The organism is Brevibacterium sp. CBA3109 (genome assembly GCF_040256645.1).
In the GTDB taxonomy this organism is placed as follows: domain Bacteria; phylum Actinomycetota; class Actinomycetes; order Actinomycetales; family Brevibacteriaceae; genus Brevibacterium; species Brevibacterium koreense.
In genome coordinates, this window is the sequence record NZ_CP158281.1 from 2,700,433 (window position 1) to 2,715,562 (window position 15,130).

The 15,130-nt window shown below is 63.0% G+C and carries 16 protein-coding genes; 7 read left to right on the forward strand and 9 right to left on the reverse strand.

The genetic code is table 11. The features are described from left to right. The first annotated feature begins 86 nt into the window (after positions 1-86). Positions 87-749 carry a biliverdin-producing heme oxygenase gene (locus AAFP32_RS12360; RefSeq protein WP_350269364.1) on the forward strand — a complete coding sequence of 221 codons (663 nt, stop codon included), beginning with the start codon at positions 87-89 and terminating at the stop codon, positions 747-749. 68 nt (positions 750-817) lie between these two features. Next, positions 818-1,441: a maleylpyruvate isomerase N-terminal domain-containing protein gene (locus tag AAFP32_RS12365; RefSeq protein WP_350269365.1), complete on the forward strand. Its 624-nt coding sequence runs from the start codon at positions 818-820 to the stop codon at positions 1,439-1,441. A gap of 123 nt (positions 1,442-1,564) precedes the next feature. Here the strand turns inward: AAFP32_RS12365 and AAFP32_RS12370 are convergent, their stop codons facing one another. The 6 genes from AAFP32_RS12370 to AAFP32_RS12395 all read right to left on the reverse strand — a co-directional run bounded on the left by AAFP32_RS12370 (position 1,565) and on the right by AAFP32_RS12395 (position 7,677). Beyond that, the gene (locus AAFP32_RS12370) at positions 1,565-2,053 is read right to left on the reverse strand and encodes a GNAT family N-acetyltransferase (protein ID WP_350269366.1); all 489 of its coding nucleotides are present in this window, start codon (positions 2,051-2,053) and stop codon (positions 1,565-1,567) included. Between the two features lie 36 nt (positions 2,054-2,089). After that, entirely contained in the window at positions 2,090-2,818 is a 729-nt protein-coding gene (gene tsaB, locus AAFP32_RS12375; protein ID WP_350269367.1) for a tRNA (adenosine(37)-N6)-threonylcarbamoyltransferase complex dimerization subunit type 1 TsaB, read from the reverse strand. Beyond that, positions 2,815-3,459: a tRNA (adenosine(37)-N6)-threonylcarbamoyltransferase complex ATPase subunit type 1 TsaE gene (gene tsaE / locus AAFP32_RS12380; protein WP_350269368.1), complete on the reverse strand. Its 645-nt coding sequence runs from the start codon at positions 3,457-3,459 to the stop codon at positions 2,815-2,817. The genes tsaB and tsaE overlap by 4 nt, the downstream gene beginning before the upstream one ends. Beyond that, positions 3,459-4,676, reverse strand: coding sequence for an alanine racemase (alr, locus tag AAFP32_RS12385; protein ID WP_350269369.1), 1,218 nt, complete (start codon positions 4,674-4,676; stop codon positions 3,459-3,461). Before alr ends, tsaE begins: the two co-directional genes overlap by 1 nt. 90 nt (positions 4,677-4,766) lie before the next feature. Beyond that, the gene (locus tag AAFP32_RS12390; protein WP_350269370.1) at positions 4,767-6,362 is read right to left on the reverse strand and encodes an NAD(P)H-hydrate dehydratase; all 1,596 of its coding nucleotides are present in this window, start codon (positions 6,360-6,362) and stop codon (positions 4,767-4,769) included. 10 nt (positions 6,363-6,372) lie between these two features. Next, complete coding sequence (locus AAFP32_RS12395) at positions 6,373-7,677, reverse strand: M20 family metallopeptidase (RefSeq protein WP_350269371.1); 1,305 nt, start codon at positions 7,675-7,677, stop codon at positions 6,373-6,375. 537 nt (positions 7,678-8,214) lie between these two features. On the opposite strand from AAFP32_RS12395, the gene AAFP32_RS12400 reads away from it, so the two are divergent. The 4 genes from AAFP32_RS12400 to AAFP32_RS12415 all read left to right on the forward strand — a co-directional run bounded on the left by AAFP32_RS12400 (position 8,215) and on the right by AAFP32_RS12415 (position 10,970). After that, positions 8,215-8,919, forward strand: a complete 705-nt coding sequence (locus tag AAFP32_RS12400; protein WP_350269372.1) for an O-methyltransferase — start codon at positions 8,215-8,217, stop codon at positions 8,917-8,919. Positions 8,920-9,102: 183 nt separating this feature from the next. After that, positions 9,103-9,771: a DUF402 domain-containing protein gene (locus AAFP32_RS12405; protein WP_350269373.1), complete on the forward strand. Its 669-nt coding sequence runs from the start codon at positions 9,103-9,105 to the stop codon at positions 9,769-9,771. Then, complete coding sequence (locus tag AAFP32_RS12410; RefSeq protein ID WP_350269374.1) at positions 9,752-10,357, forward strand: GNAT family N-acetyltransferase; 606 nt, start codon at positions 9,752-9,754, stop codon at positions 10,355-10,357. The genes AAFP32_RS12405 and AAFP32_RS12410 overlap by 20 nt, the downstream gene beginning before the upstream one ends. A gap of 85 nt (positions 10,358-10,442) precedes the next feature. Then, positions 10,443-10,970, forward strand: coding sequence for a WapI family immunity protein (locus tag AAFP32_RS12415; protein WP_350269375.1), 528 nt, complete (start codon positions 10,443-10,445; stop codon positions 10,968-10,970). Positions 10,971-11,070: 100 nt separating this feature from the next. Here AAFP32_RS12415 and AAFP32_RS12420 read toward each other — a convergent pair whose 3' ends face one another. From AAFP32_RS12420 to glmS, 3 genes are all read right to left on the reverse strand, one after another. Beyond that, positions 11,071-11,199 carry a hypothetical protein gene (locus AAFP32_RS12420; RefSeq protein ID WP_267892181.1) on the reverse strand — a complete coding sequence of 43 codons (129 nt, stop codon included), beginning with the start codon at positions 11,197-11,199 and terminating at the stop codon, positions 11,071-11,073. A gap of 366 nt (positions 11,200-11,565) precedes the next feature. Next, positions 11,566-11,988, reverse strand: a complete 423-nt coding sequence (locus AAFP32_RS12425) for a holo-ACP synthase (RefSeq protein ID WP_350269376.1) — start codon at positions 11,986-11,988, stop codon at positions 11,566-11,568. Between the two features lie 10 nt (positions 11,989-11,998). After that, positions 11,999-13,873, reverse strand: coding sequence for a glutamine--fructose-6-phosphate transaminase (isomerizing) (glmS, locus tag AAFP32_RS12430; RefSeq protein WP_350269377.1), 1,875 nt, complete (start codon positions 13,871-13,873; stop codon positions 11,999-12,001). A 111-nt stretch (positions 13,874-13,984) separates the two neighbouring features. On the opposite strand from glmS, the gene coaA reads away from it, so the two are divergent. Beyond that, positions 13,985-15,022, forward strand: a complete 1,038-nt coding sequence (gene coaA / locus AAFP32_RS12435) for a type I pantothenate kinase (RefSeq protein WP_101620789.1) — start codon at positions 13,985-13,987, stop codon at positions 15,020-15,022. Positions 15,023-15,130: the final 108 nt, after the last annotated feature.

Here is a 15,130-nt window from a genome sequence, read left to right on the forward strand (position 1 = left end):
GGCTAGGCTAAGATGAAAACGAGTACTGTAGTCGTCCGGATCATCGAGACACTTCCGGATCATCGATCTCTCAATGAGGAAACATCATGACTGAACCATTCTCAGCTCGGCTCAAGGCCAGCACAGCCACGATCCATGACGAGGTCGAGCACACCGATTTCATGGTCGATCTCATGGAGGGCAGGCTCGACTCACGCGCCTATGCGCTTCTGCTCAAGCAGTACGAGGTCATCTATGGCGTCCTCGAGCAGAGGTCCCGGGAGTTCGCCGAAGACACGATCTTCGCAGGGTTCTACGACGCGAATCTGTTCCGACATGAGCGCATCGTCTGGGACCTGCAGGAACTGACCAGCTCTGACCAGTTCAGGCTCAGCGATGTCGACCTGCCCTTGACCCGCAGTGCCGAAGTCTACGCAGCCCACCTCGCTGGGATCGAGAGTCCGGAGCAGCTCATCGCCCATCACTACACGCGCTACCTCGGCGATCTGTCCGGCGGGCAGGCCATCGGAGCGCTTATGGCCAGGCACTACGCTCTGCCCACCAGCGCGCTGACGATGTGGGACTTCGCCGAACTCGGCAAGACGAAACCGTATAAGGATGCCTACCGTCTGCGACTCAACGACATCGCAGGCACCGGCGGGGACGAACAGACCGTCATCGATGAGACGATGACCGCGTTCAGGCTCAACGGGGAACTCCTCGCAGAGCTGACCGCCATGTCGCAGCGGTCTGCAGCCACCATCGCCTAGGCACCATTCGCGATTCGACTCTGCAGCGAGCCGAATCACACTTGACCGGAGATGAGAAGCGGAGTTGTATGCAGAAGATGACTGGTCGCGAATGGTTCGACTCATCGGCGTCGGCACTGACAGCCCTGCTCCCGGCCACCCGAAACCAGCTGGACGCTCCCGGGCTCGGTGAGTGGGATGTGCGATCTCTGCTCGGGCACACGTGCCGCGCATTCACCACGGTGGAGAGGTATCTGAGCGCTGGCGCCGAATCGCCGACGAGGCAGCCCGACGTCGATTCGCCTGCGGACTACTACCGTGGCGCGTCTGCCATGCTGGCCGTCCCCCAGCAGGTTGAGCTGCGAGGCAAGGATGCCGGTCGAGAACTCGGAGATGATCCCGCCGCAGCCGCCGAGGCCATCGCCCAACGGGTATGCGATCTGGTTGCTCGCACACCTGCGCATGCGATCGTCCTCACTCCAGTCGGGGCGATGAGACTCGACGACTACCTGCCCTCGCGCGCTTTCGAACTCACCGTGCACGGCCTTGATCTCGCACTGGCCACTGGACAGCCGATTCCCGAGCGCCTGCAGCAGAACATCGGCAATGCCATCACCCTGTGCTCTCAGATCGCGACTGCGAAGCAAGCCGTGCAGCTTCTTCGTGGGATCACCGGCCGAGATCAGCTGCCCCCAGACTTCACCGTCATCTGAAGTAAGGAGGACTCGGACAACGCGAGCACTGCCGCGGCCGGGCGGCAGCGCCTGTGGTGCCTCAGAGCCTGTTGTGCCTCGGAGCCTGTTGTGCGCAGTGCGATCGACGCAGCCCGGCCACCCCTAGGGGCGGAGCTGCATGAGGATCGCGTCGGCTCCCGGGTAATAGTCGGGGCGTCTGCCCCACTCGGCGAATCCGAATGTCCGATAGAGGCCCAGCGCCGATTCATTGTGCTCGTCGACTTCGAGATGGACGACGTGGGCCCCCTGCTGCCGGGCCCAGCCTATCCCGCTCGTCAGCAGGGACCGACCGATGCCATGGCCGCGGGCCGCGGCAGTCGTGGCGATCGTCATCACGTCGCCTTCGCTGCCACCGACAGACATGACGATCCATCCGGCCAGCTCCCCCGCCGAATCAGAAGAACGCTGACCCGCCGAGGCGGTTCTGGCCATGAGCATGACCGTTCCCGGCTGCGCCATGACCGCCCAGTAGTAGTGCACGGTCCACGCGGTGGCCCCGAAGACCCGGGAGTCGTTGTCCGCGATTTCCGCGAGATCCCACCAGTGCACGTCGCTGATGACCACGTCGTCTTGCTCCGTCGCATCGCTCACTTCTGGTTGCCTTCGCTCACTTCTGGCTGCCTTGACTCACTTCAAGTGACTCTTGCGCACCGGGGCCGACTTGGCATCGGGCTCGCGCAGATACTCCGGGACCGGTTCGCCCAGCTCCTCGCCTGCCGCGATCGAGCGAGCAGCGAAGAACGCGAGGAACTCTGCGCGCGGATCGACGAGCTCGGGATGCCCCGATGCTCCGATGACATCGTCGTAGAGGACGAAGCCGCGGCCGATCCGTTCGGTGATGTCGACACGATCGCAGCTCTGCCCGACTTCGGCCCCCGGCACCTCGAGTCGGTACCCGTGGTCGGCGAGCACGTCTGCGACCTCGGCAGGCTTGGCCACGAACGGCCCGGACTTCAGAGAAGCGTCCGAGGCCTCGTAGACGCTGAAATACACTTCCTTACGCCGAGCATCACCGGCGATGAGCACGGGCCCTCCCCCACCCTCGGACCTGCGGCAGAACTCCTCGGCCAGCGCGGCCTGGGACAGGACTCCCCTGACCGGGATGCCACGAGCCTGAGAGACCGCGATGCCGGCCGCGATCCCGACCCGCAGACCGGTGAAAGGCCCCGGACCGATTCCGGTGACGACAAGCTCGGGCTGCACCTCATGCGCCAGCACCCGCACCAGGGCGGGTCCGATGAATTCGACGTGTCTGCGCTGGTCATCGGCCTGTTCGACGGCCAGAACAGCACCGGATGCGGTGTCGACCAAGGCTACAGAGGCTGACTGTGAGGTGTCGATGCTGAGAATGATCATGTGTTGTCCCTTTCGTCCGCAGCCACGGCCGCGTCGACGTCACCTGCGGCGCCAGCGACGTTCGGCCCCACAACCGCCTCGGTGCGAATCGAATCGCTCAGGCGCGGCCATCGCTCGTCCCATGTGGCGCCGTGCCCGTGCAGTTCGACAATCCGCCGTTCGTCCTCGATCGCGTCCTCGTCTTCGCCTAAGTCCTGGCCCTGGTTGTCGGCATCGGTCCCGGCAGAGGCATCCCTGTCGGACTCCTCGCCGAGGCTGAACATCGGGGTGATCGTCAGACCCAGATAGTCCGAGCTGAGCTGCTCAGCCACACCCTCACCCCATTCGACGACGGTGATCGATTCCTCGAGCTCCGAGTCGAGGTCGAGGTCCCCGAGCTCCTCGGCATCGGAGAGCCGGTAGGCGTCGACATGGACCAGTGCAGGACCGTGACTGCGCGAAGGATGCTCACGTGCAATGACGAACGTCGGGGAGGTGATGCGCCCTGCCACCCCCAACGCGCGCCCCAGGGACTGGGTGAAGGTCGTCTTCCCGGCACCGAGGTTGCCGCTGAGGATGAGGAGATCACCGGCGCGCAAGTGCTTGGCAAGCACCTTCGCGAAGGTTCTCATCTGGGCCAATGACGACAGTTCGAACTTCATCACGACACCGCGCCCGCACCGTGCTGGGGTCCGCCGTCGCCGCCGACCGTCCCGCCGGCTTCCACGCGCTCGACGCGCTCGCTGATGCGGGTGACGATCTCGTAGTTGATGGTGTCTGCCCAGTCGCCCCATTCAGCTGCGCTGGGTCCGTCGGGTCCGAGGAGGACGACTTCGTCACCGATGGCGACTTCGCCCGCACCGACCTCGACGATCATCTGGTCCATCGCGATCCGACCGACCACGGGATACCGTGTGCCGCGGATGCTGACCTCGGCCCGATTCGAGGCCGTCCGGGGAATCCCGTCGCCGTAGCCGCCCGGGACCAGGGCGAAACGCGTGTTCGCCGCCGCCGTGAACGTCAGCCCATAGGAAGCGCCATGACCTGCCGGAATGTCCTTGAGATTGACCACCTGAGAGACCAGCCTCAGCACCGGCGTCAGCCCCAGATCGGTGGAGTCCTGGTCCTCGAGCGGGGAGAGCCCGTAGAGCGACAGGCCGACCCTCGCGCAGGTGCCGGGGAACGGTGAGAGAGTGAGTGCGGCCGGTGAGTTCGCGATATGGACGTCGAGTCGATCCGATTCGCCGAGGCGGCCCTCCGCGTCATCGAGAACCGCGTTCAGTTCCCGATGGGCCGAGTCGAAGATGTGCGTCTGCTGCGCGGTCTCGCCCCGTTCCGGTTCGTCCGCGACCGCATAGTGGCTCATGATTCCCACGATCTCGATGCACGGATCGGGTTCGTCGCCCAGGGTCCGCAGCTGGTCCAACGCCAATGCCCAATCGGCCGGAGCGAGTCCGTTGCGGCCCAGCCCAGTGTCGGCCTTGAGGTGGAGGCGGGCCGTGGTGTGCGTGCGTTCGGCGGCCTGCCGGAGCCTGTCGATGCTGGCAACGGTGGATACGCCGAGTTCGATGTGGGCGGCGAGGGCCGCGTCGAGGTCGGTGGTGGGCCCGTACAGCCACGCAATGATCGTGACACCGCTGCCCAAGATCTCACGCAGGTGCAGGGCCTCACCGATCGTGGCCACGCAGAAGTCGCGCCAGCCTGCGGCGAAGAGACCGCGGGCGACGATGTCGACGCCGTGCCCATAGGCATTGGCCTTGAGGACGCACTTGAGGCGGGCCGGTGCGAGCCGCTCGGCCAGCGCCGCGGCATTGGCCTGCAGCGCGGCCACGTCGATCTCGGCCTTCACCAGTGCCCCTGAGGAATCGGTTGATGTCACTGGATAAGAATACCGTGCGCCCTCGCTGCCGGCTTGAACAGGGATCGTGTCAGAGCGAACAGAGCCCGTTTCACTCATACGGGGACCGGGTCACTCGATGAGGTATCCGCCGTGGATGAGTTCACCGGTCACCTCGGCGACGGCATCGACCAGGGCCCCGGCGTTGACGGCCCGACGTCCGGCGGCATTGTGCACGAGCACGCCGAGGCCGACGGTGTGGGCCAGTTCCCGTTCGAGCAGCGGATGCTCTGCCGAGGAATGCTGGTTCTTGGCGTGGGCGATCGCGACCATGGCGCCGATGATCCCAGCGAGCACATCCCCAGATCCGGCCGTGGCCAGGCTGGCCGGTCCGGTCTCGGGGAGCACGCAGAACCCGTCGGGGGCGGCGATGACGGTCTGGTGCCCCTTGAGCAGGACGATGCAGCCGCTCAGGCGTGCTGCCTTCTGTGCCCAGCCGATGGGCTCGGAGTTGATTCTGCTTGCGGTGATGATCTCGCCGAGGATTCGGCTGAGCAGTCGTGCCAGCTCACCGGCGTGCGGTGTCAGGACAACGGGACGTTCGGCCAGCCACGTGCCCTTGACGGATTCGGCGCGACCGACCATGTCGAGGCCACCGGCGTCGAGGACCACGGGAACGTTCGTCTCGGACAGGGAGTCCACAGCGTCATGGACGTGTTCGGTTTCGGGGTCGCCGGGGCCCATGACGACGGCGTCCATGCGACCGGGGGCGGTGACCACCTCAGCGTGGAGGCCGATGACGAACTCGGCGACCAGTTGGGATCCCAGGTATCGGACCATGCCGACTCCGCAGTTGACCGCCGAGGTGGATGTGAGGACCCCTGCCCCGGGGTATTCCTCGGATCCAGCGAGGATCCCGACGATTCCGCGGGAGTATTTGTATTCTTCGGGCCCCGGGCGGGGGAAGTCGGCGTTGAGATCGCCGGTGTAGACCACCTCGGCGGTGGCCAGCTTCGCATCGAGCTCGAGCCCGATTTCGATGACGGTGACCGTTCCGGTGAAGGCCCTGACACGAGGATCGGTCAAATCGGTCTTGAGCCCGCCGAAGGTCACTGTGTGATCGGCGTGGATCCGGTCCGTCGAACCCTTTTCGTCCGGGGACAGGTCGGAGGGGACGTCGACGGCGATGACGGTCGCGGCGGCACGTTTCGAGCCGTGCGTGCCCGTGGCGCTGTTCCTGCCCCGTGTGCCGTTGACGCTGCTCGAGCGTTGCCAGTCGTTGATGAGGGAGGCGATGTGGGTCGGAAGCCCGCGTCTGGCGCCGGTGCCGAGGATGCTGTCGAAGACGAGGTCGGAGCGAGTGAGCTCACGCAGAACTTCGGCGCTGATGTCCGCATCTGTCTCGGGGAAGCCGATGACACCGGCCCCGGCTCGACGTGCGGCGTCCAGGCCCCCATCATGGGTGGCCGCGAAGAGTGTGACGACGGTGATATGGGCACCTCGCCGGGCCAGCGCGGCAGCGGCGAAGAGGCCGTCTCCGGCATTGTTGCCGGGCCCAGCGAGCACCGTGACGCGCGATCCTGACACCTGTCCACGTGATTCCTGCAGCACCTCGGCGGAGAACCGCGCCAGTGCTCGGGACGCTCGTGACATGAGGTCGACGCCCGCATCGAGCAGCGGACGTTCGGCCTCGCGGATGACTGCGCTGGGGTAAGCGAAGACTGACATCAGCGCCTCCTCATTCCTGGGCCAATCGGGCGAGCTTCCGACCGGCCAGATGGGCCAGGAACAGTGCCTGATCGGCCAGTCCCTCGTCGCTGTGGCGAGCTCGCGGCGAATGGTTGGCTTCTCGTTCTTCGAGCGGCAGGTTCGGCAGTGCCGCACCGAAGTGTCCGTAGGCGCCGGGAACCTGTTCGAGGACGCGGGAGAAGTCCTCGGAACCGGGAATCGGATTCGGTCGGACGACGGCACGATCAGCGCCGAAGAGGTCGGCGAAGGTGTCGAGGAAGAAGTCCGCCTCGGCGTCGTCGTTGATCGTCGGCGGCAGCACACGCTCGTAGGCGATCTCGGCCTCGAGGCCGTGGGCGGACACCAGTTCGGCCACGAGCTGAGGCAGCTCCGCTTCGGCTCGGGCCGTGACGTCGTCGGAGAAGGTGCGGATGCTGACGACGAGCTCCGCGAAATCGGGGATGACGTTCGGTGCGGTGCCGCCGTTGAACTGACCGACCGTGATGACGAGGGGGTCGAAGATGTCGAAGCGCCTGGTCACGTATTCCTGAAGCTGGCCGACGAGCATGGCGCCGACCTGGATCGGGTCTCTGCCGGTCGCCGGGCGGGAGGCGTGGGTGCCCTTGCCGCGGACCGTGATGGACATCTTCGAGAAGGCGGCCATGTACGAGCCGCGACGGCAGTAGGCGTAGCCGAGGTCCTGGTCTGCGGAGACGTGGATGCCGAAGGCAGCCTTCACACGGGGGCCGGCCGCGTCGAGGACGCCTTCGTCGATCATCTTTCCGGCCCCGTCATAGCCTTCCTCACCGGGCTGGAACATGAACACCACGTCACCGGGGAGGGAGTCCCTGTCGCGGTGGAGCAGTTTGAGGGCTCCCACCAGGCCGGTCGTATGCAGGTCGTGGCCGCAGGCGTGCATGCGGCCGGTCGTGGCTGCGAAGTCGAAGCCGGTCGCCTCCTGGATGGGCAGTCCGTCCATGTCACCGCGCAGCAGCACTGCGGGCACGACGCCGGTCGAGTCGTTCTTCCGTGCCCCACCGCGCAGCACGACGACGAGCGAGGAGAGTCCGTTGCCCTTCGTCACCTCGATGTCGAGGCCTTCGATGGCATCGAGGACGAGTTTCTGTGTGACGGGCAGGTCGAGACCGACCTCGACGTGCTCATGCAATGCGCGACGCAGAGTGACCAGTCCGTCCGCGATGTCCGCGGCATCCTCGGCGGTGGGGAGGTGAATGTCGAGGGCAGTCGCCGTCTGCGCCGAGACAGTGTCGGTGGAGGCGGCATCGGCAGGGGCGGTGTCAGAAGGAGTGCTCATGGTCTGAGTCTATTGCCGACCGCGCCGAGGTGTGAGGTGGGTCCATTCTCGTGAGCCGCACCGGTGGATCGTGGGGTTTTCTGGTTGTTCGATCGTGGCCGCATCACCGTCAGGTGCTCGCATCATCGTCAATGAGCGTGTTGACGAATGCAGGGAGAGAGGTTCCTGCCGTCAACGTCGTCGAGGTTATCTCGACTTACTCCCATCGCGACGAAATCGACTCGTTGCGGGTTTGCGCATTGGTCGCTGGCCAATACGCGAGAGCAATGATCAGTTTCGCCAAGGCAGGATTCAAATGTGTCTCATAACTAATAGTGGGTACACCGATTCGCTCATCAGGTTGCAATACATAGTTATAAGAATCCGGCGCCTCGCCGACAGGGCCGGGAGATCAGGAAGATGCGTTGTGAGCTTCAGCGATAAATGGCGGTGTTCTTTCAGCGCTCTGTGACGGTCGTCCACTTCTCTATACGCAAGCCGAAACTTCCAATGAGTACCCGCTATGGTCGATGGTTCTCAATGCGGAAAAATGGGCCCATGAACGAATTCGAACCATCTGCACCGGTTAACTGTTATGAAGCGAGTGACGCTTGGCGCACGGTCGATAGGTACTTCACGTCAACTCTTGTCGGGGAAGACAGTGCCCTAGTCGTGGCGCGTGATTCGGGCGACAAGACCACAATGCCGAATGCCGAAGTCGCAGCTAATCAGGGTGCGTTCCTAGAATTGCTGGCCCAGATCGCTGGTGCTCGACGTGTACTTGAGTTTGGCACGCTAGCGGGATACTCAACGATCTGGCTCGCACGAGCAGTCGGCGAGCAGGGACATGTGATCACGCTCGAACTTGAACCACAGAACGCTGCGGTCGCTGAGGCAAATTTTCATGTCGCTGGAGTTTCACATCGAATCGAGACGATCGTCGGACCAGCAACGGAATCGGCAGAGCGACTGATCCACGATGGTGCCGAACCGTTCGACTTCGTATTCATCGATGCCGACAAGCCGAACAACCCTGCCTACCTCGCGGCTGCACTAAAGCTCACACGTTCCGGTGCAGTCATCGTCATCGACAACGTCGTTCGTAACGGAGCTGTCGCTGACGCTGCCAGCGCTGACCCTAGAGTTCAAGGGGTACGTGCTGTCGCGAAAGATATTGCAGCCCATCCCGACCTGGACGGCACGGCAATCCAGACAGTAGGCGAAAAGGGATGGGACGGACTCATCATCGCCCGGCGACGCTAAACCAGCCGTAGCCCAATCGCAGAAATGCTCAACATGGTCTACCCAAATGGATACTCCGCGAATGTGCGCTCCATCCTGTCTAATGAGTTGCGATTTGTGAGTTTTAACGAGGCGGTGCCTTTCCATTGCACAGTGGTGGTCCAGATGCTTTATAGGCTCGGTTTGCCCTGATAGGTTGCGAGCATGGGCAATCGGCAGCATCAGCGTTGGCAACGAGGCGACAGGATCTTCTGGACTTATCGCGACCCAGACTTCCCTGACCTCGTGGATCAACGGCCGGTAACTGTGATCGCTGATGATGATCAGCACCTTGCAGTGTGGATGGCCGCGGGGACTCGAATGCTCTATCAGGTCAGTGCTGATGGGCAGGACCTGCGCTCTCTCAGCGGGGCAGATCGTTTCACCGCCCCGCGGGCCCAAGCAGTCAGAAGCTGGGTGGGTTCCGGGATACTTGCTGTCTTTCAACCAAACACCATGTATTCCGTCTGGTTCTTCGAGACCCAACCGGGGGTCCGTAACTCCTATTACGTAAACATCGAAGAAGAATTCGCACGGTCAGATTCCGGCATTGAGACTTCAGACCTCGTGCTCGACGTTCTCGTTGGCCCTGATCGGACCTGCACTTTCAAAGACGAAGATGAACTTGACCTCGCCCACCGCGCCGGGGTGTTCTCGACAGCCAAGGTGGAGCAGATCAGACAAGTGGCACAGCAAGCCGTGGAAGATGTTGAGCACTGGCAATTCCCGTTCAACGCCGGATACGAGGACTTTCAACCGGACCCGGAATGGACGGTGCCTGCTTTGCCTGTCGATGCCGACTGGGAGTTTGAAGATGTCGCAGGAAGAGAGTAAGTGGGAGACCGTCGATCGGCTCTTGGTTCACGAAGGCCGTGTGGTGCTTTTCGACCACACGGTTACTCTCCCTAACGGCTCGCAAACTCACTACGAAGTCGACGAGAGCATTCCATTTGCAGCCGCGACACTCCTCGTCAGCGGCGATCACGTATTGGTCATTCGACAATACCGCTACCCGATTGATCGCTGGATCTTCGATCTGCCCGCGGGTGGGGCCGAAGATGGCGAAGAGCCGATGGACACAGCTCGCCGCGAACTTGAGGAAGAAGCGGCGATCGTGCCGATGAGCTTGGTACCCCTGGTGTTCGTGCTTGGGTTAGACGGTGTGGACGTCGGCGCGCTGTATCTGGGAAGGCGCGCGGAAGACACGTGGCTAGAGCTCATGGAAGTTGCTCCGGATAGTCAGGGCCAAGGCGTCGGTGCCGCCATCCTCAGTTGGGTGGTTGAACAGTCTGCAAAGGCTGGCCGTGGAACGATGCTTCAGGTTCACAAAGTGAATGCCAGAGCAAAGCGATTGTATGAACGTGAAGGCTTCGCTGAGGTCGGGGAAACGGAAACTCACCACCTGCTTCGTCACCCATAGTTCCGGGGCTCGCGCTGCTTCAAGCGAAGCAGGAGACCCATCCGGCTCACCGCGCTGGCAAAGCAAGAGGCCGTATCCTGGTCGCGTGCGACTTTACGACGAGAACACGAAGCTGGAACTACAAATCGCTGGCTACCAGTGGCCGAATCAAGAGACTGCAGACCAACCGGCAGACGCCGCCTCCTGGGATTCCAATTGGTTAGTTATTGAAGGGGCAGTGCAAGCGAGCGATGGCAGGCGATGGTCTTTCCAGGACCCGTCCCTGACCACCTGGGAGGTCGGCAGACTGTCAGATTGGCTACAGCAGATCGCCGAGGTAGCCACCACGGCGACTGCTCCCGTCGAGGAGGCTTCAGCAGCTGAAAGTCCTGACGTCGATGAACGTGCACCCAAATGGCTGACGTTTACTGAGCCGAACCTGAGCTTCGCGGTCGGCAAGCAGTCAGAGTCACAAGTAGAGCTGTTGATTGGGCTGAGTCATGAGGCCGCGGCACCTTCCATCGACCCGGAGTCGCCCAAGCGCACTCAGGTCGCAATTGTGACTAGCAGGCAACAGATTCAAGACGCAGCGGTCTCCCTGCGGAATCAGCTGGCTGCCTACCCCGCCCGCTGAAGTATTCGCGAACGGTTGGGTTCAAGTCGTCTTCCTTTTGTGGCGAGTGGAACTGATGCACAGGTAACTGCCACGACGGCGCTCCGGCCAGCACCACAACCTATCGCGGCGTGATTCCCTTCTCACCTTCGTCAAGTTCCTTCAGCCGCTTGAGTTTTGCCCAAGGGAAGAAGGCTATCCACGCGATGGACGCGATCGAGGCGCCCATGATCATCGATGTAACGTCCATATCGTCGACTCTACGTGGGGTGTTGCCCCGGCGCATCCACCTCACGACGGAGCCTGTCCCCATGCACGAGCGACTTGCCGAAAGACTTAAGACCTATATGCGTCTTGCCTCCCATGCCTTGCAAGACAGCGCGTGGGCGAGGGCATTAATTCAGAGGATGGTGAATATCAGACCATAACGAAGCTTTGTGAGTCGGCCGAGTTGTCCGAATCTTCGGAACCATCTGTCGCGCTTACCGAGACATTCTCAGTGTCTTCCCCACGGCGGCCCCCATTCTGCGGTGCGTTCGGGGAAGCCAGACCGCATATCTGATTGGGCTCACGCCCAACCGGGGACGAGGCACTTACGCGGCACCCGCTGAGAATCTCAGCCGAAGTGGTCCGCGGCCCATTCCACGTCAGGGCTCAGCGAAGGCCCTTCGCCCTCGACGATGACGAAGGTCATCGTGAGGTCAGCATCATGGGTGATCGAGAGGTGGATGTTCGTTGCGCCGATGCGGTGGAAGTGCTCGAGCACCAGCCCCCGCAGACGGAACGAGGGAGCACCGGACCTGGCGGGCACCACCTCGGCGGACTGCCAGGGCAGCCATCCGGGGAAGCCGATCGCCTTCTTCAGCGCCTCCTTGGCGGAGAACCTCGCCGCCAAGGAAGCATCGGTCCGGCGTTTGCCGTTGCGTTTGAGCTGCTCGGCCGGAGTCAGCAGACGATCGAGGAGTTCGGGCACGCGTTCGATGTGTTCGGCGAACCGAGGCACATCGGCGATGTCGGTTCCGATTCCCAGAATCGCCATGTCGCTGTCCTTATTCCACTGTCACGGACTTGGCGAGGTTGCGCGGCTGATCCACGTCGAGGCCCTTCGCCGTGGCCAGTTCCATGGCGAAGATCTGCAGCGGAACCGTGGTCAGCAGCGGTGCCATGAGCGTCGTCGTCTGGGGAACGTAGATGACCTCGGACGCGAACTCCTGAACTTCCTCGTCGCCCTCTTCGGCGATGACCACGGTATTCGCCCCGCGGGCCCGGACTTCCTGGATGTTCGAGATGACCTTGGCGTGCAGGGAGTCGCGGCCGCGCTTGGACGGCACGACGATGATGACGAGCTGACCGTCGTCGATGAGTGCGATCGGTCCGTGCTTGAGCTCACCGGCGGCGAAACCCTCGGCGTGGATGTAGGCGAGCTCCTTGAGTTTGAGCGCACCCTCCATGGCCACCGGGTAGCCGACGTGGCGACCCAGGAACAGCACGGAGTCGACGTCCTGGTTGCGGCGGGCCAGTGCCTGGACCTGTTCCTTGTCATTGTCGAGGAGGCTCTGGACCTTCTCCGGGATGGTCTGGAGCTCGTCGAGGATGACTTCGATCTCGTCACGGAACTTGTTGCCGCGCAGCTGCGCCAGGTAAAGGCCCAACAGATAGCAGGCCACGACCTGTGAGAGGAAGGCCTTGGTCGAGGCGACGGCGATCTCCGGGCCTGCGTGCGTGTACAGTGCGGCGTCGGATTCGCGGGGAATGGTCGATCCGAAGGTGTTGCAGATCGCGATGACCTTCGCGCCCTGCTGACGAGCGTGGCGCACAGCCATGGTCGTGTCCATGGTCTCGCCTGACTGGGAGATCGCGACGACGAGGGTCTTCTCGTTGACCACGGGATCGCGGTAGCGGAATTCGTGGGCGAGTTCGACCTCGACGGGCACGCGGCACCAATGTTCGATCGCATACTTGGCGACCTGGCCGGCGTAGGCTGCGGTGCCGCAGGCGATGACGATGATCTTGTCGATGGTCTTGAGCACGGTCTCGTCGATGTGCATCTCGTCGAGGGTGAGTTTGCCGTCGATGTCGAGGCGTCCCAGCAGTGTGTCCGCGATGGCCTGTGGTTGGTCGTGGATCTCCTTGTCCATGAACGAAGGGAATCCGCCCTTCTCAGCAGCGGCGGCGTCCCAGTCGACCTTATACTCAACGCCTTCGACCTCGTTGCCGTCGGTGTCCGTGATGACCACGGTCTCCGGGGTGATGGTCACGACCTGGTCCTGACCGATCTCCACAGCGGTGCGGGTGTAGTCGATGAAGGCGGCGACGTCGGAGCCGAGGAAGTTCTCTCCTTCGCCCAGTCCGATGACCAGGGGCGAGTTGCGACGTGCGGCGACGACCTGACCGGGAGCATCGGCGTGGACGGCCAGCAGGGTGAAGGCACCTTCGAGCTGTGTGGCGGTCACGCGCATGGCCTTCGTCAGGTCACCGGTGTCCTGGTAATTCTTGGCCAGCTGGGCGGCCGCAACCTCGGTGTCGGTCTCGGACTCGAATTCGACACCCTCGGCGACGAGGTTCTTCTTCAGCTGGGCGAAGTTCTCGATGATGCCGTTGTGGATCAGCGCCAGTTTTCCGCCGTCGGCCACATGCGGGTGGGCGTTGAGGTCGGTCGGTCCACCGTGGGTGGCCCACCTGGTGTGTCCGATGCCCGTCTGCGCCTTCGGGAGCGGGTTGACCTCGAGCTCATCGGTCAGCGCCGAGAGCTTGCCGGCCTTCTTCGCGGTCTCCAGAACACCAGCAGGAGTGACTAGGGCGACTCCCGCAGAGTCATAGCCCCGGTATTCGAGCCGTTTCAGGCCGCTGAGCACTACATCGAGCGCTGAGTGATCAGCATTGTCCACGTCTGCTTTGGATACATAACCAACGATTCCACACATGAGTGGAATTTTACGCAATCAAGTCAAATATCGTTGCATCGACCACCTCGGCGATCTTTCATTATCACCTCGGCGATCCGAGCAGGCATGACGCATGACACAATTGCTCCCATGTCTCACGTCGATCCCATCCTTGACCGCGCGCGGCGCCTGGCCGGCCTCAACATCGGACGCAAGCCCGAGGCCGAACCGACATCACCGTTCTGGGAGTTCGACCGTGACGTCTGGGGCACTCTGGCGCAGGCCACGCCCCTGCCGCTGAAGCAGCGCGACATCGAACGTCTGCGCGGTCTGGGCGACCGGATCAACCTCGACGAGGTGGCTCAGGTTTACCTGCCTCTGTCCCGCCTGCTCAACCTCTATGTCTCTGCCCGCCGCAGCACGCATGAGATGACTCGTGAGTTCTTCTCCCCTCTGCACGAACTGGGTCTTGAACCGCAGGAGGCCAAGCGCACGCCCTTCGTCATCGGTGTGGCCGGCTCCGTCGCCGTCGGCAAGTCCACCACCGCGCGTGTTCTGCGCGAACTCTTAGCCAGATGGCCCGACACCCCCCGCGTCGAGCTCATCACCACCGATGGCTTCCTCTACTCCAACGCCGAGCTCCAGCGCAGACGCCTGGTCGGGCGCAAGGGATTTCCTGAGTCCTACGACCGGCGCAAACTGCTGCGGTTCATCTCCGCTGTGAAGTCCGGCTCCCCCGAGGTCCGTGCCCCCGTGTACTCGCATCACACCTACGACATCGTCCCCGGCGCCGAGGTGGTCGTCCGCTCCCCCGATGTCCTCATCGTCGAAGGCCTCAACGTCCTCCAGCCTGCCCGGCCCCGCAGCGACGGAACCCTGGGCCTGTCGATCAGCGACTACTTCGATTTCTCCGTCTACGTCGATGCCCGTTCCCGGGACATCCGACAGTGGTATATCTCCCGGTTCCTCAAGCTCAAGCACGGTGCCTTCCAGGACACGGACTCCTACTTCCACCGTTATTCGAAGCTCGACGACGACGAGGCGATCACCCTGGCCACGGAGATCTGGGATTCGATCAACTTCCCCAACCTGCGCAAAAACGTCCAGCCCAGCCGCGGCCGTGCCGACCTCGTGCTGCACAAGTCGGACGACCACACGATCCGCAAGGTCCAGCTGCGCAAGCTCTGACCTCAGGCGCTTGACCGTGTGCGCTCGGGCGCGGCGGTTCCTGGTCCCAGGCGTGGCCGGGCCGTGAGGTCTCTCACGTGGGGCGTGGATCTGCACCGATGATGAAAT